Below are 17,761 nucleotides of genomic sequence, written 5' to 3' on the forward strand. Positions count from 1 at the left end.
CCGCGCACCCCACCCCCGAATCCCGCCTTTCCGCGGGCGCACCCGCACGAACCCGGGACTCGCGAACCCCCCAACCGCGCACCCCACCCCCGAATCCCGCCTTTCCGCGGGCGCACCCGCACGAACCCGGCACTCGCGCGAATGCGCACGCGCACCGGCCACCGGCTCCCGCATTTCTGCGGGTGCACACTCGAAACGGCGGGACTCGGGGAGTGTCAGGACGGGTCGTTGGCCGACCTCAGGGGCGCCATCCGCCGGACTCGAGCGCCTGCGACACCACGCGGATCACGTCGTCGTCCGCCATGCCCTTGCGGATCCGCACCACGATCCATCCGGCGACGGCAAGCGCGTTCAGGCGATCGACGTCGCGATGGAACACCTCGGGGTCGAGACGGTGCTGCTCACCGTCGTACTCGACGACGACGCGGTACGCGGCGTACACGAGGTCGCCGTGCGTGATGACGCCGCCGGCGAGCGTGATCGGCGCGTTGAGCTCGGGCTCGGGCAAGGCGGCGCGGACGAGCAGCTCGCGCAGCCTCGTCTCCTGCGGCGAGGCCGAGCGCTCGCGGAGGCGGACACCCGCCTCCCGGACGTTCCTCGCCCCCCTGCGGGAGCCGAACCGCGCGATCGCGGCGGCGACCTCCTCGGGTGAGCACAGCGGCTCGGGCCAGCCGATCAGCCGCTCCCCCGCCTCCACGAGCTCATCGACCGTGAGCACGCTCCCCAGCTGGCACCACGTCTCGGCCGGACCCAGGACGCTGAGGCCGCGGTGCCGACGCACGTGCGGCCGCCGCCGGATGCGGTGGCCGACGACTCCGACGACCTCGGGCTCGCGGCCGGACGAGCTGACGTGGACGCGCCCGTCCCGCTCCAGCCGCGCGGGCAGCGGGAGGCCCCAGAGCTGCGCGGCCGTGGCGTGACTGAACCAGTGCTCGGCCGGCATCCGGGCCGCATAGGCGTTGCATCGATCGAGGACTGTCTCGGGCGCGGAGGTCGCGCGCACGCCGCGGAAGGGGCGCACGAGGTCGGCTGCCCGCAGTCGCGACAGGCTGACTCCCCGAGCGGAGGCCTCGGAGACGTGGAACGGAGCCAGACGGAAGTCCAAGGGGAGCGGACCGCGACGTGCCATGCGCCGAGCATGCTCCCGATCCCCTGCGCCTCGCGTTCGATCGCCGCGGCTGTGGATCGCCGAGCTCGTCGCCCGGATGTGCAGGACGAGTCGCCTGCCCGAATCCCGGGCTTCTGCGGGTGGACCCGCAACAACGCGGGACTCGGGAAACCACGCGGCGCGCGACCCGGACCACGCAGACCTCCACCCAATCCCGGGTCCCGGGTTTCTGCGGGTGGAGCCGCAACAAGGCGGGACTCGGGAACCACGCGGCGCGCAACCCGGACCACGCGAGCCTCCACCAACCCCGGGTCCCGGGTTCCTGCGGGTTGACCCGCATCAAGGCGGGACTCGGAAGATCGTGAGGCGCGACCCGGCCGGCCCGCGCCGCCGAGCGGGTCAGTACCGTTCGGCGACCGTCAGGCGACCGGATGCCGCGGCCTCGGCGAATGCGGCGTAGTCGCGCTCGTTCTGGTCGGCGTAGTCCACCGCGAACGCCGCGATCGCCTCGTCGAACCGGGTCGACCCGCCGAGGTACGCCGCGATCGCCACGCGATCCCCGGCACGCGCGTGCGCCCGGGCGAGCGTCTGCCCGCAGGCGATCGCATACAGCTCGGCCCCGCGCGGCATGATCACCTCGATGTCGGCGGAGCCCTTCCAGTCGTTCAGCTGCCGGAGGTAGAAGTCGCGCTCGACCCCGTCGGGCGCGAGCACGCGCTGCCAACCGAGGAAGAGATCGCTCGCCGCCTGCATGAGGCGCTGCCCGCGCACGACGCGCTCGCCGTGGTGGTCGTAGCGGCTCGGCGCGACGAAGCGCTCGAGCACCGACGCCTCGGCCTGCTTGGCCTGCAGGATGAGCGGGTCGGCGTCGTCGCGTCCGCGGAGCAGCACGATCCAGGCCCGGGTCCCGACGCTGCCGACGCCGACGACCTTGCGGGCCATGTGCACGTACTGGAACTCCTCGATCGGATGCCGCTCGAGCGGCAACGTGGTCCGGTACCCCTCGAGCATCCCCTGCATCCAGGCCTCGATGTCGGCGCGGGTGCCCTCGCCCACCTGGAGCTCCTCGACCGGCATGATGAGCGGCGGGTCGGCGGCGATGCGCATCTCGCCGTCGACGACGGTCACGAGCTTGGTGAACGCCCGCACGCTGTCGCGCTTGCGCGCCTTCGCGAGCGAGGCCTGCGTGCGTCGCACCTGCTCGTCGCCGACGCGGTTCGCCGCGCGTTCGTCGCGGATCCACCGCTCGATCTGGTCGGCGTCGAGCCGGTCGTACCAGGCCTCGAGCACGCCCGACCGCGCCGCCCGCCGCATCTGCTCGCGGTAGCCGGACACGGCGGCGCGCACGGCGCGCGCCCGCTCCTTCACGGTGAACCCGCGGTGCCGCCCCGCGATCTCGAAGCTCGCGGCGAGGCGCTTGACGTCCCATTCCCACGGCCCGGGCAGGGTCTCGTCGAAGTCGTTGATATCGAAGATGAGGCGCCGCTCGGGCGAGGCGAAGACGCCGAAGTTCGACAGGTGCGCGTCACCGCAGATCTGCGCGGTGATCCCCGAGACCGGGGTGCCCGCGAGGTCGGATGCCATGATGAGCGCCGCGCCGCGGTAGAAGTTGAACGGCGACACGAGCATGCGCGCGTACCGGATGGGCACGAGCTCGGGCACGCGCGTGAGCGCCTGCTGCTCGAGCAGTGCGACGGGGTCGGGGCGATCGGATGGCGCGCTCCACCCGGCGTGCGACGAACGCGGCACCCGTCGACGCGCGGCACGCCCGGCCTCGCGTCGTGCCGCGAAGTCGTGCCGCGGCGCCGGGTCGAACTCCGCGTACTGGATGTCAGCCATGCTGCGCCTCCTCCGGTTCTGACGCGTCGGTCCGCGGGCGGCGGCGACCGGGCGGCCGGTCGTCGGGGATGCCGCGCGAGAACAGCAGTGCGGCGAGCGCGATCGCGATCAGCCCGACGAACGCGGTGCGCAGCGCCTCGATCTGGGCGGCGCTGTACGCGCTCGCGAGCGTGTCGGCGTCGGCGGACGACAGTCCCGCCTCCTCGCCGATCTCGTCGACGCTCGACGCGGGCACGAGCTCGACTCCGCCCTGCGTCGCCTCGGTCACCGTCTGCTTGACGTCGTCGGGCAGGTCGCTCGAGGCGACCGTGCCGGCGAACGAGGTCGTGAGCGCGCCGATCAGGACGGAGCCGATCAGGGCGGTGCCGAGCGACGAGCCGAGGTTCTGGAACACGCCCTGCACGCCGCCGACCTCGCTGGACTTCTCGGGTCCGACGCTCGACATGTTGACGTTGCCGAGCTGCGAGGCGAGCAGGCCGAGCGCGGCGCCGGCGGTGAACATGCCGATGCCGAAGGCGGGGATGCGCAGTTCGACGTCGACCGACGCGAGGAGCACCACCGCCGAGACGGCGAGCACGACCTGGCCGGTCTGCACGATCCGCCGGGCCGACCAGATCGTGTTCAGCCGGGTGCCGACGAACGAGAAGAGGATGAGCGAGATCGACAGCGGGAAGATCCGCAGGCCCGTCTGGAGCGCGTCGAAGCCGAGCGTCATCTGCAGGTACACGGGCACCATGAAGAAGAGCCCGGCGGTCACGGCGTACTGGGCGCCGAGCGCGCCGAGGCCGCTGCGCAGCCGCTCGATGCGGAACAGCCGGACATCGAGGAACGGCGGCCGGTCGGTCTCGATGAGGCGCCGCTGCCGCCGCACGAACCAGGCCAGGAGGATGCATCCGCCGAGGATGAGCCAGGTCGTGAGCGAGATGCCGAGCGGGGCGATCGGCACCCCGCCGATCTCGGGCACCTGCAACGGCTGGATCCAGCCCCAGACCTTGCTCTGCAGCATCCCGAACACGATGGCGACGAACCCGGCGGAGGACAGCAGCACGCTGAGGAGGTCGATGGGGGTCCGGCGCGGCGGATGGCGGTCGACGATGCGGCGCGCGAACAGCACGACGACCGCCATCACGACGACCTCGCCGATGAACACGTACCGCCACGAGGCGTAGGTGGTCACGAGCCCGCCGATGAGGGGGCCAGCGGCGACCGCGGCGCCCGAGGCCGCGCCGATGAGGGCGAACGCCGTCACGCGCTGCTTCCCCTCGTAGTTGTCGGCGATGAGTGCGGCGATGGCGGGGATCACGAGCACCGCGCCCATGCCCTCGATGACCGACCAGCCCAGGAAGAGCACGACGATGTTCGGGCTGAGCGCGGTGATGAGCGATCCGACCGCATAGACGATCGAGCCGATGACGAAGGCGCGCAGCCGACCCCACACGTCGCCGAGCTTCGCGCCGACCAGCATCAGCGCGGCCATCGTGAGCGTGTAGAACGTGATCGCGGCCTGCATGGCCGCGACCGTCGTGTCGAGGTCGTCCACGACCGTGGAGATCGACACGTTCATGACCGAGCTGTCGAGCACCATCACGAACTGCGCCGCCGACAACGCGGCGGCGACGGTCCAAGGTGCTCTCGCAGCCTCCGTCGAGGGTTCGGCGGTCTCAGGCTGCGGCCCGGAACGGCTCATGATGGTATCCCTCCTTGTCGAGGATCGCGATGGTCGCCTCGGGGACCTCGACGAACACCCCCGGCAGGTCGTTGAGCGGTTCGGAGACGACCACGTGCGCGTGCTCGCCGAACGTCGCGAGCCGTTCCGCGTCGGGGTACATCTCCCGGATGGTGGGGATGTCGACCGAGTGGAAGAGCGTGCGCGAGCGCCCCTGCGACGAGTAGCGCAGCGCCCAGATCGTGGCGCCGTCCGCGACGGCGATGGTGCCCTGCATGGGGAAGAGGATCCCGTGCTCGCGTCCGACGCGCTCGATGTGCTCGACCATCGCGCTGAGCGCCTTCACCGGGTCGTCGACGAGCCCGAAGGTGATGGCGAGATGGAACATGACCTCGGAGTCGGTCGTCCCCATGAGGTGAGGATAGAGGGACGGATCGATCGCGAACGTGAGGTCGCGCTTGACCTTGGCGTACTCGCCGAGGAACCCGTTGTGCATGAAGAGCCAGTTCTCCCACCGGAACGGATGGCAGTTGGTGCGCTGGATCGGCGGTCCACCGGCCGCGCGCACGTGGCTGAAGAACAGCGGGCTGTGGATCGAACGCGAGAGCTCGCGCACGTTCTCGTCGTTCCAGGCGGGCTCGATGCTGTGGAACACCGAGGGGATGCTGCCCGCGACGGCCCCGGTCGGATACCAGCCGATCCCGAAGCCGTCGCCGTTCACGGTCTCGGCGCCGAGCGGCGAGTCGAGCGACTGGGCCACGAGGGAATGCTTCGCGTCGAGGAGGACCGCCGAGGCCTGCAACGGTTCACCGGAATACGCCAACCACCGGCACATGCGCGCCCTCCCCCTGCCGCAGCGGCCGCGGCGTCAGGCCCAGTCTTCCGGCCGCGGCGATCGCGGTGTGGGCCGAAAGTCTCACCCCGCGGCGGCGTCGCCCTCCCCCGTGGATCCGTCGCCCTCCGCGGGCAGCGGGCACGGCGCGGCATCCGTCATGCGCTGGGTGGCCTGTTCCAGCGACCAGGGCAGCTCGACGAGCGGCTGGTCGCGCCCGTCGACGGCGGCGGCCTTCGAGCCGATGGAGGCGAGCGCGAAGGCCGCCTCGCGCACGAGCGTCGCCCCGCCGGTCGAGTTGTCGAGGGCGAGCACGACGGTGAGCCCGGTGTCCGGATCGGTGAACACGGCCGTGAGTGCGCCGACGGACTCGCCCGCGATGCCGCGCAGCGGACCGTACTCCTGTCCGCCGATGCCCTGTCCCTGCCACGACGGGGCCGTGCCGCCGAAGGGCTCGACCGTCCACGCACGGCGCGCGGTGCCCTCGCTGAACAGCGTGCCGCTCGCGAACGCCTGGCTGAACTCGCGCGCGTCGTCGAGGCTCGACCAGGCTCCGCCCGCGGGCCCGGAGATGGAGCTCGATCGGTCGGAGACGTCACGCACGGCCTCGCAGTCGGGCGTGCCGTCGCCCTTCAGCTGGGAGGCGTACCCGCCGAGCGCGTCGGGCTGGTCGGTGTCGGCGGGGTCGGGCATCACGGTGGCGTCCATGTCGAGCGGATCGAGGACGTACTGCTCGGCGAGTTCGGTCCAGCTGCGGCCGGTGACCTGCTCGAGCGCGGTGGCGAGCAGCAGCATCCCGGTGCGGGACTCCGCCCAGTTCGCGCCCGGTTCGCCCACGCGATCCCGCGCCATGCCGCTGGCGATGAGCTCACCGGCGGGCCAGTTCCGCTCGGGATTGGAGATGAAGAACGACCGCAGCGACGAGTAGTAGTCGGCGAGGCCGGAGTCGTGGCGGCACAGCTGCTCGACCGTGAGGTCGCCGATGCCGGGCAGGCCCCGCACCATCGACTGGACCTCGTCGTCGAGCTCGATCACGTCGGCGTCGACCAGGCGCAGCGCGATCGCGCACGTGATCTCGCCGGTCACGCCGGCGAGCTGGAACCGGGTGTCGGCGGTGATGTCGTCGCCGCTCTTCCCGAACCGGGTGCCGCCCTCGCCCGCGGTCCACGCGCCCGCCCACGGCACCCATACGCCGGCCACGCCGCCGCTCGAGCCGCTGAGCCGCACCGCCTCGGCGAGCGTGGCTTCGAGCTGATCGACGACGTCGGGATCCAGCCGGCCCTCGACCTGGTCGAAGTCGGCTGACGGCTGCGCGGGCGCCATGCACCCCGAGAGCCCTACGACCGCGCACGCGGTGACCACCGCCGCGACGATGCGCCGCCGAACGCGTGCCACCCCTCCAGCCACCGTGCCCCCCGCCGTGTGTCCGATTGCGATTGTAACCCGCGGCGTCGGCGTCGTCGCGTCGGCAGGGTACCGAATCCGCGGATCTGCGGCCGGGCGGGCGGCCGCGTGTCCCCCGACCGACGGGCTCGCGCCATCCGCCCAATCCGCCGGGGGCGGGGTACCGAACTCCTGCTGCACGGCATCCGCCGGGCGTGGACAAGGAGGCATCGCCATGAAGGACTCACCCAACCGCATCGCCGCGACCGTGTTCGGCGCGGTCTACCTGCTCGTCGGACTGCTCGGCTTCGCCGTGACCGGCGGCGTCGGCTTCATCGCGACCGAGGGCGGCCTGCTGCTCGGCATCTTCGCGGTGAACCCACTGCACAACATCGCCCACCTCGCGATCGGGGCGGCGCTGCTGATCGCGGGCCTGTCGACCGTCGCGGCGGCGAAGACCGTGAACACCGTGGTCGGCGCCGCGTACCTGCTGCTCGGCGTGGTCGGCTTCTTCCTCGCCGGCACGCCCGCGAACATCCTGGCGCTGAACGCGCCCGACCACTTCCTCCACCTCGCGAGCGCGATCGTGCTGCTGGGCGTCGGCCTCGGCGCGGAGCGCTCGGCACGCGTGGCCACGGCCTAGGGAGCCGGCCATGGACGCACCGACCGCGATCACGCGCAGCTGGCCGATGCTGGGCGCGCTCGGCGCCGGCCTGCTGCTCGCGGCCCTCGCGGCCGGTGCAGGGGGTGCACCGCAGGCCGCCCTGGCCGGGCTCGGCGTCGCCGCGCTCGGCTGGGGCGTCCTGTCCCTCCGCGCGGGACGCATGCTGGCCCCGCGCGCGGTGCTCGGCGTCGCCGTCGCCACGCTCGTCGGAGGCGGCGGCGCGGTGGGCGCGGGGGCGCTGGCGGATGTCGCGGGCCTGCCGCTCGCGGCCGCCGCCGTGTTCGTCGGGGCGATCGCGCTGTCGGCCGCCCTTGCGGTCCGCTCCCGTCGCGCCGCACCCGCGCACCCGGAGGCGCACGCCGCCGCGCGCCCCTCCCCCGCCGACGCACGCCGCACGCTCCTCGGGCTCGCCGTGGGCGCCGTGCTCGTCTCGACGCTGGCCACACCCGCCCTCGCCGCCACCGAGGCGGGCGAGCTCGCCGTGCCGCACGGCGAGCACGGCACGGCGCCGCACGACGGCGCCGCCGACCACGACCCGGGTCACGCGCACTGACCCGCACGACCGCGGCCGGGGGCGCGTGGCGATGACGCCCCCGGTCGCATCCCGGCCCGGTCGAGCGGCCCCCGCCCGGCCGGGCCCTCCCGCGTCGGGGTGCGTCGGTCGCGTCAGGCCGGCAGTTCGGCGGCCGTGCCGAGGTCTCGGACCGCGCCCGACATGAACCGCTCGACGTCGCGGTCGACGATGATGTCGCGCGGCACGAGCGGGCGCGCGAGGTAGAGGCCCTCGAGCGAGGTGAGCCGCGAGAGCGCCACGTACGTCTGGCCGGGACTGAAGACGCGCGAGCCGAGGTCGACGATCGCGGTGTCGTAGCTCGCGCCCTGCGACTTGTGGATGGTGACGGCCCACGCGAGCCGCAGCGGGAACTGCGTGAACTCGGCGACGATCTCGCGCTCGAGCTTCTTCTGCACCGGGTCCCACGTGTAGCGGTACTTCTCCCACGTGACCGGCTCGACCTCGTGCTCCTCGCCGTCGACCTCGACGCGCACCTCGCGCTGGAGCGAGGTGACCCTGCCGATCGTGCCGTTGACCCAGCGCGGCGCCTCGCCCCATCCGGCCGTGTCGTTGCGCAGGAACATCACCTGCGCGCCGACCTTGAGCTCGAGCCGTTCGTCGGCCGGGTAGCCGCGGCCGCCGAACTCGCCGTTGACGTCGGCCTCGTTCGCGAGCGAATGGCCGGGCAGCCGGTGCAGCGCGGTGCGGTTGATGCGGTTCACCGTCTCGTTGGTCGTCGCGAGCGTGATCGCGCCCTGCTCGGGCAGCGGGCGGCGCGCGCCCGTGTCGTTGAGCGCGCCCGCGATCTCGGCGGTGACCATGCCGTGCCGCACGGCGTTGAGCATGTGCTTGAACGCGTCGTCGTGCTGGCGGTGCACCTCGCCGAGCTCGAAGATGCGCAGGTCGGCCTCGTTCCACACCTTGGCGTCAAAGAACCACATCGAGCGGTAGGTGTCGGCGAAGTAGCGGCGCTCGTCGCCCGAGCCGGGAACCGGCGCCAACTGGTACGGGTCGCCGAACAGCACGACCTGCACGCCCCCGAACGGGTCGTGGGGGCGCTGCCGGGCCTGCCGCAGCGAGCGGTCCATCGCATCCATCAGGTCGGCGTTGACCATCGAGACCTCGTCGACGACGAGCGTGTCCATCGCGTTGAGGAGCTTTCGAACGGCGTCGTTCTGGTCGATCTCGGCGTCGGCGATCACGCCGATCGGGAGCCGGAACAGCGAATGGATGGTCTGGCCGCCGACGTTCAGCGCCGCGACGCCGGTGGGGGCGCAGATCACGATCTGCTTGCCGGTGTTCCAGTTCAGGTGGTTCAGGAGCGTCGACTTGCCGGTGCCCGCCCGGCCCGTCACAAAGACGTGCTCGCGCGTGTGCTCGATCGCCTGGAACACCGCCTGCTGCTCGGCGGTCAGGGTCACGGTCTGCACGGGGCGCCTTCGGAGTCGGGTGGGCTCGCGTCGGGTTCGACGCGACCGGGTCCGGCGGATGCCGCGACCCGGCGTCTTCACTGTAGAACGGTTCGGCGGCGCCCCGGCCGCCGGTCGCGGCATCCGTCGTCCCGTCATGTTGCGCTGTGGACAACCGAGCGGAACCGGGCCTCCTGTTTAGACTTGGCGGGTGGGGAGCTCGGGCCGGCGGGGTGGGCGCCTGTCGCCGCTCGCGATCGCGGGGTGGACGGGCCTGGCGGTCCTGCTCGCCGCGGCGTTCCTCGCCGCGCTCGGCGGCTTGAACCAAACCCTGTATGGCTCGTCGGCGTTCATCGAGCGCTACCTCGGCAACATCGCGCGCGACGACATCGTGAGCGCCGCGGCGACCCCGGGCGTCCGGCTCGACGACGACGAGCTCGCCGCCCTGGGCCTCACCGAGGACGTCTCGACCGCGCTGCTGCGTTCCGGCGTCGTCGAGTCCGGCCCGGAGGACGTGCGCATCGTCTCCGACGTGGCCCACGACGACGGCAGCCACACCGTCACCGCGAGCTATCGGCTCGAGTCCTCGATCGTCGAGACGGCGTTCGACGTGCGGCCCATCGAGCCGCTCTACGGCCTGCTGCACCGGTGGGAGTTCGCCACCAGCCCCCTCGCGGTCATCCAGGCGACCGCCGCGCACAACCCGCTCTTCACCGTCGGCTCGCTCACGCTCGACTCGCGCGCGACGAAGACCGGCGACGCGCTGACCGCGTTCTCGCAGCAGGCCTCGTACCTCGCGATCGCTCCCGCGGTGTACGAGTTCGGCTACCAGTCGACGCTGCTCGAGGCCGTGCCCGCCACGGTGGTCGCCGAGCCCGGCGCGACCGTGCCCGTCACCATCGACGCGTTGCCGACCGAGGCCTTCGTCGAACGCGTGCAGACCAAGGTCGACGAGTACCTCACCGAGCAGTGCGCCACGCAGGCGGTCCTCCAGCCCGCGGGCTGCCCGTTCGGCGTCGCGATCGACGACCGCATCGTGGGCGACCCGAAGTGGACCATCGTGAGCTCGCCCGAGGTGACGCTCGTGCCGGGCGACAGCTCGTTCGAGATGCCCGCGACGCCCGGCGTCGCCCGCATCACCGTCGACGTGCAGTCCCTCTTCGACGGCTCCTTCTCGACCCTCGAGCAGGATGAGGGCTTCACGCTCGCGCTCGAGGCGACGGTGCGGCCCGACGGCTCCATCTCGATCCAGCTGCGGTGAGCCCTACGCGGCGAGGGCGTCGACGCCCGCTGCGGCCGTCGCGACGATGTCGTCGAGCGGCGCGTCGATGCCGCAGCGCACCGCCCGCTCATCCGGGGCGGGCGACTCGTACGACGCCAGCTGCGAGGCGAGCAGCGTCGCCGGCATGAAGTGGCCGGCCCGCGCCCCCATGCGCTCGGCGAGCAGCACGGGATCGCCCTCGAGCGCGACGAAGACGACGTCGGGCGCCGCGGCGCGCAGCCGATCCCGGTACGCGCGACGAAGCGCCGAGCACGCGACCACGACGCCGGGTGCGGGTGCCTCGGCGAGCGCCGCGCCGACGAGGTCGAGCCACGGCATCCGGTCCGCGTCGACCAGCGGGATCCCCGACCGCATCTTCTCGACGTTCGCCGCCGGGTGCAGGTCGTCGGCGTCCACGAACGCCGTGCCGAACCGTCGCGCGAGGGCCTCCCCGACAGTGCTCTTGCCGGCGCCCGACACGCCCATCACCACGACGCGTCGCACGCCGGGTCGCGCGCTCGGTCGCGCCATCCGCGGGGCCTTCACTGCACGCCGTCGCGCTGCGCGAGGGCCGCGAGGCGGGCGTTGTACTCCTCGAGCTCGGCGTCGCCGGTGCGGTCGGCGTGCCGGTCGCGGCGCCGGGTCTCCTTGTCGTCGCTGCGCGCCCACTGGATCGCGACCGCGATCGCCAGGGCGAGCGTCGGGATCTCGCCGATCGACCAGGCGATGCCGCCGCCGGTCTGCTGGTCGACGAGCGCGTCGGTCCCCCAGCCCATCGCGCCGTACCAGTCCGCGAGGAGCAGGCCCGAGCTCATCATGATCGAGAGCCCGAAGAACGCGTGGAACGCCATCGTGCCGAGCAGCAGCAGCAACCGGAACGGGTAGGGCAGGCGGTACGGCACCGGGTCGATGCCGACGAGCGACTGCACGAACAGGTAGCCCGTGATGAGGAAGTGCGCGATCATCCACTCGTGGCCGATGTGGTCCTCCATCGTCCACCGGAACAGCGGCGAATAGTAGAAGATCCAGAGCGACCCGGCGAACAGCACGGCGGCCACGATGGGATTGGCGATGATGCTCGCGAACCGCGAGTGCACCGCGAGGAGGATCCACTCGCGTCCGCCCCGGCTGCCGTCCTTGCGGGGGCGGATGGCGCGCGCCGCGAGCGTCACGGGCGCGCCCGGCACGAGCAGCACCGGCACCGCCATCGTCAGCATCATGTGCGCGAGCATGTGCGCCGAGAAGAGGTACTCCTCGTACGCGTTGACGCCGCCGTTGGTGACCCACGCGAGGAGCAGGAGCCCCGACACCCAGGAGATGGTGCGCCACACGGGCCAGCGATCGCCGCGCCGGCGCAACCGCAGGACGCCCGCCACGTAGAAGAACAGGCCGAAGCCGCAGAGTAGCAGCCACAGCAGGTCGGGCCGCCATTCGGTGAGGTAGCGCCAGGCCTCCGGCCACGGCGGGAGCGGCTCGCCCGTGAGGATCTCGGCGGGCGTGCGCGCGAGCTGTCCGCCGAGGTCCTCCGAGACCGGGGTCGCGGTGCGCGCGAGTGCGGCCGCCACGCCCGACGCGAGGCCCATGAAGGCGAGCTCGACCACGACGAGGAGCCAGAACGTGCGCGTCGCGGAGGCGTCGGGGCGCGACATCCGGCCGATCATCGCGCGACGCTGGGTCGCACCGAACAGGCCCAGCGCGACGAGCGCGGCGACCTTCACGACCACGAGGATGCCGTACTGCGTCGTCAGCTGCGCCCACGTGCCGATCCGCAGCGCGGCGCTGGCGTAGCCCGAGATCGCGACGACGATGAAGCACACGAGCGCGACCGTCGAGTACCGGGCCAGCACGACCGCGAGCCGGTCGCCCTCGAACGTCGGCTTCAGCAGCACGAGGGTGACGAGGCCGCCGAGCCACGCGGCGACGAACACGAGGTGCAGGCCGAGCGCGGTGATGGCCTCGTTGTGCCCGGCGGCGCCGGCCGCATGGCCCTGCTGCGCCATGGGCACGAGCGCGACGACGGCGAGCGCGGTGACGAACACGAGCGCCGTGTGGTTGCGCACGGCGAAGCACAGCACGGTGACCGCGGCGGCGACGAGCGTGGTCGTGAGCCACGCCTGGCCGAGCTCGATCGACGTGACGAACTGCCCCAGTTGCTGGCCGAAGCGGTCGCTCAGGCTGAACGGGGCGCTCGTGACCAGCACGAAGGTGAGCACGCCGGTCGCGGCGCTCGCGACGGTGAGCACCGCGGCGGAGGCCGCGGCCACGTCGAGCGCGAGGTCGAACTCGCGCCGCTTGGGACTGAGCGCCCACACCGCGAGCACGAGCGCGCCGATCATGCCGGCCGCGCCGAGGTTCACGAACAGCTTGGCGGCGGGGACGCCCCAGCGCGCGACCGGACCCGGGTCCTGGATCGGGTACGGCGCCGCTCCCCCGCCGTACGCGAGCGCCGCGACCATCGCGCCGAGCGCGACGGCGACGAGCACGGCGGGGCCGAGGACGCGGACGGAACGGGGCACCGGACCAGCCTAGGCGAGCCGGCTGGGAGCGCCCGCGCCCGGGGACGGCGCCGCGCGGGGACGCCGAAGGGGCGCACCGGATGGACCGGGCGCCCCTTCGGGAGTCTCGGATGCGTCGGACGACGCGCGCGAGTTACTTCGCGGCGGCCTTCAGCTTCGAGCCCGCGGTGACCTTGACCGAGTTGCCGGCGGCGATCTGGATGGTCTCGCCGGTCTGCGGGTTGCGGCCGGTGCGGGCGGCGCGGTGGGTGCGCTCGACGGCGAGCCAGCCCGGGATCGAGACCTTCGTGCCCGAACCGACCGAGTCGGCCAGCGTGTCGAAGAACCCGTTGAGCACGGAGTCGACGGTGCTCTGGCTCTGGTTCGTCGCCGCAGCGATCTTGGCAACGAGCTCGGACTTGTTGAGCGACTTGTCAGCCATGGAATGTCCTCCTCGGACCTTCGCTGTGTCTACAGCTGTCGTGTGGATACACGGGAACGGATCGTGCCGATCGCCCCCGTGGCCGTTCAGGCCGCCTCGAATGTAGCAGAGTCCCGCGGAAACACGCGGATTTCCGGGCCTTCGCGGCAGGTTCGGCAGGGGGTTGACGGATGACGCGACTCGCGTCGACCTCATCGCGGGGGTCGTTCCGCGACATCCGACACACCGGAACCGTGATCGGATGTCGCGAAGCGACCCCCGCAGCGCGCCCCGCGGGGTGCGGAGCCCGCAGACGACGAGAGGGGCGCCCCGGATGATCCGGGACGCCCCTCTCGGGAAGCGGTACTGCCTACCAGCTCGACTTGGTGATGCCGGGCAGCTCGCCGCGGTGCGCCATGTCACGGAAGCGGACACGCGAGATGCCGAACTTCGTGAGCACGCCGCGGGGGCGGCCGTCGATGGCGTCGCGCGAGCGCAGGCGCACGGGCGAGGCGTTGCGGGGCAGCTTCTGGAGGCCGACGCGGGCGGCCTCGCGGGTCTCGTCGGTGCCGTTCGGGTCGACGAGGGCCTTCTTCAGCTCGGCGCGCTTGGCGGCGTAGCGGTCGACGACCTCCTGGCGCTGCTGGTTGCGCGCGATCTTGCTCTTCTTCGCCATGTCTTAGCGCTCCTCTCGGAAGTCGACGTGCTTGCGCACCACGGGGTCGTACTTCTTGAGCACGAGACGGTCGGGGTTGTTGCGACGGTTCTTGCGGGTCACGTAGGTGTACCCGGTGCCGGCCGTCGAACGGAGCTTGATGATCGGACGGATGTCCTGCTGCTTCGCCATTAGAGCTTCACCCCACGAGCCTGGATGTCCTTGATGACGGCCTCGATGCCACGGGCGTCGATCACCTTGATGCCCTTGGCGGACACGTTCAGGGTGACGTTACGACGCAGCGACGGCACGTAGTAGGTCTTCTTCTGCACGTTCGGGTCGAAGCGGCGCTTCGTCCGGCGGTGCGAGTGCGAGATGTTGTGTCCGAAGCCGGGGGTGGCTCCGGTCACCTGGCACACTGCTGCCATTGGTCTTTCCTCCAATACCGAGGGGCCGGACGGCCCCTCCCAAGGTCACTTGTCTGCAGACGAGCCCCTCCGCTGCGCGGTAGATACAGGGGGATTCATCCACGGTCTGGACGGTGGAAGCGTCCAGCCAAACGTCGATCCTACCAGACGGGCCGTGACCGGCCGAAACGCACGCCGCGGGCCCCGGATGGGACGGGATAGCATGGGCGGATGTTCGGGGAGTGGCGGCAGCTGATCGAGTTCCTGCAGGTGCTCGCGACTCCCGTGCTCGGCCACGGGACCGATGCGCTCCTCGTCACCCTCGGCATCGCGCTCGTGCTGCTGTTCGCCGTCGCGATCGCCGCGGTGCTCGCCTCCTCCATGGCCGGGCGGCCGATCCCGTTGCCGGCGCGCGGCGGTGGCAGACGCAGGGCACGGCAGGCGCGAACCCTCCCCCCGGGCGCGAGGCGCCCGCGTTTCAGCGCGCGGCCGCGCGCGCCCGGCGCCGCGCTCGCCTGAGCCCGCCCGCGGCCGTCACTCCCCCGCGCCCGAGGGCCGGCTCTCCGCGTCCATGCCTGCATCGATGCCATCGGAGAACCACCATGCGCGACCACCTCCCTGCCCGCCTGCCCGACGACGAGCCGTCCTCGCCCTCGCGGGAGCACCGGCCACCGGGCGCCCGGCGAAGGCTCGGCGCCTCCATCCACGCCTTCGTCACCGCCGTCAACCTCCGTCTCTTCACCGCGAGCGCCGGGATCTACGTGGCCGCCGGCTCGTTCGTCGGGTTCGAGGCGCTCGCCTTCCTGCTCGGCTTCGCGCCGCTCTGGCCGATCGCGATCCCGATCCTGATCGGAGGCATCGCGGTCGTCGGTCTCGTCCTCAACCGCGTCGAGGCCCGGCGCGACGACGAGAGGTGAGGCGGCGCGCGCCGCGGCTTCGCGACGGCCACGAGTTCCTGATCACCTTCCCATGATCCGTGGGTATCGGCTCATCCGGGCGGGATCGTTCGCCGTGACAGCAGCGCCGCGACGAGGAAGCAGACCGCGCCGAGCATCGTGCCGAGGTTCGCCCAGTACTCGCTGAGCAGGTCGCCGGTCTCGGGCAGCACGTACGCTCCCACCGCCGAGGCGCCGAAGGCGATCGACCCGGCCAGGTTCAGCCAGGTGCCGTGCCAGGTCCGGGCGTCGGGGTCCCACAGCCGGCCGCGGTCCTTCGTGGCGACCACCGCGAGCGTGCTCGCGACGAGGAACGCGATCGAGCCCCACGCATCGGGGCGCCATCCGATGCCGACCGCGTCGGGCCGGGCGATCGCCGCGGCGAGCGCGGCGAAGGTGCTGACGTTGAACAGCAGGGTGCCCGCGAACTGGATGGCGGCCGCCCACCAGTCCGCCCGGTCGGCACGGTTCATGGCGCCGTGCGGCGGTCGACGCCCGCTGAGCACCAGCTGGATCAGCGCCGCGGTCGTGAAGAAAATCGATCCGACGAAGAACGTCGCGTTCGCACCGACCGTGCCCGCCCACGCCGCGTACGGCGGCAGCGCCCCCGCGAGGAAGCACAGCGAGCCGATCGCGAACCCCCACGACTCCCGGCGCAATCGCCGGACCGTCGCCCCAGCGGACGCCCCCATCGTCAGTGGTGGAACGCGGGTGCCAGGCCCGCATGCGGCATCGGCGCGTCGAGCGAGTCGAGGAACTCGGTCTCCTCGCGGATGTCGCGCAGCAAGTCCTCCGCGAGGTCGCGGCTCAGCCCGTCGCGGCACACGATGCGCATGACGGTCTGGCCCTCGAGGTCGCCCGACAGCGGATACGCGGGCACGAGCCATCCCTTGATGCGCAGCCGCTCCGAGAGGTGGTAGAGCGTCCACTTGTCGGTGTGGCCGGGCGTCAGCCGCCAGGCGAACACCGGGATGTCGCTGCCGTCGGTCAGGAGCTCGAACGCGTCGATCGTGCCGACCCCGTGCGACAGGTAGCGCGCGACATCCTGCGATGCCTGCTGGATCGACGCGTAGCCGGACCGGCCGAGCCGGAGGAAGCGGTAGTACTGCAGCAGCACCTGCGCCCCGGGGCGGGAGAAGTTCAGGGCGAACGTGGGCATGGAGCCGCCGAGGTAGCTGACCCGGAAGATCAGCTCCTCGGGCAGCGCCGCCGTGTTGCGCCACACGATCCAGCCGACGCCCGGGTAGACCAGTCCGTACTTGTGGCCGGACGTATTGATCGACTGCACGCGCGGCACGCGGAAGTCCCACTCGAGCTCGGGCTGCAGGAACGGCGCGACCATCGCGCCCGATGCCCCGTCGACGTGGATCGGGACGTCGAGCCCCGTCTTCTCCTGGATCTCGTCGAGCTTGGCCTGCACCTTCATCACGGGTTCGTAGGCCCCCGTGTACGTCACGCCCATGAGCACGACCACGCCGATGGTGTTCTCGTCCACGACGTCCTCGAGCCCCGTTCCGTCCATCAGGGGGTGCTCCTCGGTCGTGGGCACGAGTCGCATCTCGACGTCGAAGTAGTTGCAGAACTTCTCCCAGCAGACCTGCACGGCCGAGCTCATGATCAGGTTCGGCTTCTCCGCCGGCTTGCCCGCTGCGCGGCGAGCCTGCTGCCACCGCCGCTTGAGCGCCAGCCCGCCGAGCATGCACGCCTCCGACGATCCGATCGTCGACGTGCCGATCACATCGGTGAGGTCGGGCGCGTGCCAGAGGTCGGCGAGGATCCGCCAGCAGTACTCCTCGATCGCGGCCGTGGCCGGGTACTCGTCCTTGTCGATCATGTTCTTGTCGAACGCGTCGGCGTACAGGCGGTCGGCGGACTCGTCCATCCACGTGCCGACGAACGTCGCGAGGTTCAACCTCGCGTTGCCGTCGAGCATGGTCTCGTCGCGCACGATGCGGTACGCGGTCTCGGGCAGCATCGAGCGGTCCGGCATCCGGGTGTAGCGCGCGGTGGTCGCCTCGCCGGCCCGCGAGAAGGTCGGAATGAGCGCATCGTCCTGGTACATGGGTCCCCCTTCGTCCGCTCGAAGGCGCGGACCCGACGCACGGTAGTCCCCGGCCCGCCGCGCCATGGGGA

At 71.9% G+C, this 17,761-nt stretch carries 19 protein-coding genes; 5 read left to right on the top strand and 14 right to left on the bottom strand.

Annotated elements, in window-relative coordinates:
- Positions 1–238: 238 nt before the first annotated feature.
- The 5 genes from JOD46_RS01380 to JOD46_RS01400 form a co-directional block, all read right to left on the bottom strand.
- Positions 239–1,129, bottom strand: coding sequence for an endonuclease domain-containing protein (locus tag JOD46_RS01380; RefSeq protein ID WP_204391088.1), 891 nt, complete (start codon positions 1,127–1,129; stop codon positions 239–241).
- Between the two features lie 378 nt (positions 1,130–1,507).
- Positions 1,508–2,947, bottom strand: coding sequence for a DUF2252 domain-containing protein (locus tag JOD46_RS01385; protein WP_204391089.1), 1,440 nt, complete (start codon positions 2,945–2,947; stop codon positions 1,508–1,510).
- Positions 2,940–4,634, bottom strand: coding sequence for an MFS transporter (locus JOD46_RS01390; protein ID WP_204391090.1), 1,695 nt, complete (start codon positions 4,632–4,634; stop codon positions 2,940–2,942). Before JOD46_RS01390 ends, JOD46_RS01385 begins: the two co-directional genes overlap by 8 nt.
- Positions 4,609–5,373, bottom strand: a complete 765-nt coding sequence (locus JOD46_RS01395) for a class II glutamine amidotransferase (protein WP_307834865.1) — start codon at positions 5,371–5,373, stop codon at positions 4,609–4,611. The genes JOD46_RS01390 and JOD46_RS01395 overlap by 26 nt, the downstream gene beginning before the upstream one ends.
- A gap of 156 nt (positions 5,374–5,529) precedes the next feature.
- Positions 5,530–6,768 (bottom strand): serine hydrolase domain-containing protein, encoded by a 1,239-nt coding sequence (locus JOD46_RS01400; protein WP_204391092.1) that lies wholly within the window; start codon positions 6,766–6,768, stop codon positions 5,530–5,532.
- Between the two features lie 295 nt (positions 6,769–7,063).
- Between JOD46_RS01400 and JOD46_RS01405 the strand changes: the two genes are divergently transcribed.
- Both JOD46_RS01405 and JOD46_RS01410 read left to right on the top strand, forming a co-directional pair.
- The gene (locus tag JOD46_RS01405; protein WP_204391093.1) at positions 7,064–7,471 is read left to right on the top strand and encodes a DUF4383 domain-containing protein; all 408 of its coding nucleotides are present in this window, start codon (positions 7,064–7,066) and stop codon (positions 7,469–7,471) included.
- 10 nt (positions 7,472–7,481) lie between these two features.
- On the top strand, positions 7,482–8,045 hold the full coding sequence (locus tag JOD46_RS01410; protein WP_204391094.1) for a hypothetical protein: 564 nt from the start codon (positions 7,482–7,484) through the stop codon (positions 8,043–8,045).
- A 113-nt stretch (positions 8,046–8,158) separates the two neighbouring features.
- On the opposite strand, the gene JOD46_RS01415 is transcribed toward JOD46_RS01410, so the two are convergent.
- On the bottom strand, positions 8,159–9,475 hold the full coding sequence (locus tag JOD46_RS01415) for an ATP-dependent DNA helicase (RefSeq protein ID WP_307834866.1): 1,317 nt from the start codon (positions 9,473–9,475) through the stop codon (positions 8,159–8,161).
- Positions 9,476–9,665: 190 nt separating this feature from the next.
- Here JOD46_RS01415 and JOD46_RS01420 point away from each other — a divergent pair, with 190 nt between their 5' ends.
- Complete coding sequence (locus tag JOD46_RS01420; RefSeq protein WP_204391096.1) at positions 9,666–10,715, top strand: hypothetical protein; 1,050 nt, start codon at positions 9,666–9,668, stop codon at positions 10,713–10,715.
- A gap of 3 nt (positions 10,716–10,718) precedes the next feature.
- On the opposite strand, the gene JOD46_RS01425 is transcribed toward JOD46_RS01420, so the two are convergent.
- The 6 genes from JOD46_RS01425 to rpmB form a co-directional block, all read right to left on the bottom strand.
- A complete protein-coding gene (locus JOD46_RS01425; protein ID WP_204391097.1) occupies positions 10,719–11,246 on the bottom strand; it encodes a gluconokinase in 528 nt (175 codons plus the stop codon).
- An 11-nt stretch (positions 11,247–11,257) separates the two neighbouring features.
- Positions 11,258–13,171 carry a bifunctional copper resistance protein CopD/cytochrome c oxidase assembly protein gene (locus tag JOD46_RS01430; RefSeq protein WP_204396115.1) on the bottom strand — a complete coding sequence of 638 codons (1,914 nt, stop codon included), beginning with the start codon at positions 13,169–13,171 and terminating at the stop codon, positions 11,258–11,260.
- A gap of 193 nt (positions 13,172–13,364) precedes the next feature.
- Positions 13,365–13,652 carry an HU family DNA-binding protein gene (locus JOD46_RS01435; protein ID WP_204391098.1) on the bottom strand — a complete coding sequence of 96 codons (288 nt, stop codon included), beginning with the start codon at positions 13,650–13,652 and terminating at the stop codon, positions 13,365–13,367.
- Between the two features lie 349 nt (positions 13,653–14,001).
- Positions 14,002–14,307 (bottom strand): 30S ribosomal protein S14, encoded by a 306-nt coding sequence (gene rpsN / locus JOD46_RS01440; RefSeq protein WP_204391105.1) that lies wholly within the window; start codon positions 14,305–14,307, stop codon positions 14,002–14,004.
- A 3-nt stretch (positions 14,308–14,310) separates the two neighbouring features.
- Positions 14,311–14,478: a 50S ribosomal protein L33 gene (rpmG, locus tag JOD46_RS01445; protein WP_021760158.1), complete on the bottom strand. Its 168-nt coding sequence runs from the start codon at positions 14,476–14,478 to the stop codon at positions 14,311–14,313.
- Positions 14,478–14,714: a 50S ribosomal protein L28 gene (rpmB, locus tag JOD46_RS01450; protein ID WP_092674031.1), complete on the bottom strand. Its 237-nt coding sequence runs from the start codon at positions 14,712–14,714 to the stop codon at positions 14,478–14,480. The genes rpmG and rpmB overlap by 1 nt, the downstream gene beginning before the upstream one ends.
- Positions 14,715–14,924: 210 nt before the next feature.
- On the opposite strand from rpmB, the gene JOD46_RS01455 reads away from it, so the two are divergent.
- Together JOD46_RS01455 and JOD46_RS01460 are read left to right on the top strand one after the other, a co-directional pair.
- Positions 14,925–15,212 (top strand): hypothetical protein, encoded by a 288-nt coding sequence (locus JOD46_RS01455; protein WP_204391106.1) that lies wholly within the window; start codon positions 14,925–14,927, stop codon positions 15,210–15,212.
- Between the two features lie 83 nt (positions 15,213–15,295).
- Positions 15,296–15,610, top strand: coding sequence for a hypothetical protein (locus JOD46_RS01460; protein ID WP_204391107.1), 315 nt, complete (start codon positions 15,296–15,298; stop codon positions 15,608–15,610).
- A gap of 71 nt (positions 15,611–15,681) precedes the next feature.
- Here JOD46_RS01460 and JOD46_RS01465 read toward each other — a convergent pair whose 3' ends face one another.
- Together JOD46_RS01465 and gad are read right to left on the bottom strand one after the other, a co-directional pair.
- Positions 15,682–16,287, bottom strand: coding sequence for a YrhK family protein (locus JOD46_RS01465; RefSeq protein WP_239562515.1), 606 nt, complete (start codon positions 16,285–16,287; stop codon positions 15,682–15,684).
- A gap of 35 nt (positions 16,288–16,322) precedes the next feature.
- Positions 16,323–17,690, bottom strand: coding sequence for a glutamate decarboxylase (gad, locus tag JOD46_RS01470; RefSeq protein WP_204391108.1), 1,368 nt, complete (start codon positions 17,688–17,690; stop codon positions 16,323–16,325).
- Positions 17,691–17,761: the final 71 nt, after the last annotated feature.

Origin of the sequence: Agromyces aurantiacus (assembly GCF_016907355.1) — a bacterium.
Lineage (GTDB): Bacteria > Actinomycetota > Actinomycetes > Actinomycetales > Microbacteriaceae > Agromyces > Agromyces aurantiacus.

What these genes read in the sequence shown, in the direction of transcription:
- JOD46_RS01380 (WP_204391088.1), bottom strand. Translation starts at nt 1,129, where the DNA reads ATGGCACGTCGCGGTCCGCTCCCCTTGGACTTCCGTCTGGCTCCGTTC.
- JOD46_RS01385 (WP_204391089.1), bottom strand. Translation starts at nt 2,947, where the DNA reads ATGGCTGACATCCAGTACGCGGAGTTCGACCCGGCGCCGCGGCACGAC.
- JOD46_RS01390 (WP_204391090.1), bottom strand. Translation starts at nt 4,634, where the DNA reads ATGAGCCGTTCCGGGCCGCAGCCTGAGACCGCCGAACCCTCGACGGAG.
- JOD46_RS01400 (WP_204391092.1), bottom strand. Translation starts at nt 6,768, where the DNA reads ATGGCGCCCGCGCAGCCGTCAGCCGACTTCGACCAGGTCGAGGGCCGG.
- JOD46_RS01405 (WP_204391093.1), top strand. Translation starts at nt 7,064, where the DNA reads ATGAAGGACTCACCCAACCGCATCGCCGCGACCGTGTTCGGCGCGGTC.
- JOD46_RS01410 (WP_204391094.1), top strand. Translation starts at nt 7,482, where the DNA reads ATGGACGCACCGACCGCGATCACGCGCAGCTGGCCGATGCTGGGCGCG.
- JOD46_RS01425 (WP_204391097.1), bottom strand. Translation starts at nt 11,246, where the DNA reads ATGGCGCGACCGAGCGCGCGACCCGGCGTGCGACGCGTCGTGGTGATG.
- JOD46_RS01430 (WP_204396115.1), bottom strand. Translation starts at nt 13,171, where the DNA reads ATGGTCGCGGCGCTCGCGTACGGCGGGGGAGCGGCGCCGTACCCGATC.
- JOD46_RS01435 (WP_204391098.1), bottom strand. Translation starts at nt 13,652, where the DNA reads ATGGCTGACAAGTCGCTCAACAAGTCCGAGCTCGTTGCCAAGATCGCT.
- rpsN (WP_204391105.1), bottom strand. Translation starts at nt 14,307, where the DNA reads ATGGCGAAGAAGAGCAAGATCGCGCGCAACCAGCAGCGCCAGGAGGTC.
- rpmG (WP_021760158.1), bottom strand. Translation starts at nt 14,478, where the DNA reads ATGGCGAAGCAGCAGGACATCCGTCCGATCATCAAGCTCCGTTCGACG.
- rpmB (WP_092674031.1), bottom strand. Translation starts at nt 14,714, where the DNA reads ATGGCAGCAGTGTGCCAGGTGACCGGAGCCACCCCCGGCTTCGGACAC.
- JOD46_RS01455 (WP_204391106.1), top strand. Translation starts at nt 14,925, where the DNA reads ATGTTCGGGGAGTGGCGGCAGCTGATCGAGTTCCTGCAGGTGCTCGCG.
- JOD46_RS01460 (WP_204391107.1), top strand. Translation starts at nt 15,296, where the DNA reads ATGCGCGACCACCTCCCTGCCCGCCTGCCCGACGACGAGCCGTCCTCG.
- gad (WP_204391108.1), bottom strand. Translation starts at nt 17,690, where the DNA reads ATGTACCAGGACGATGCGCTCATTCCGACCTTCTCGCGGGCCGGCGAG.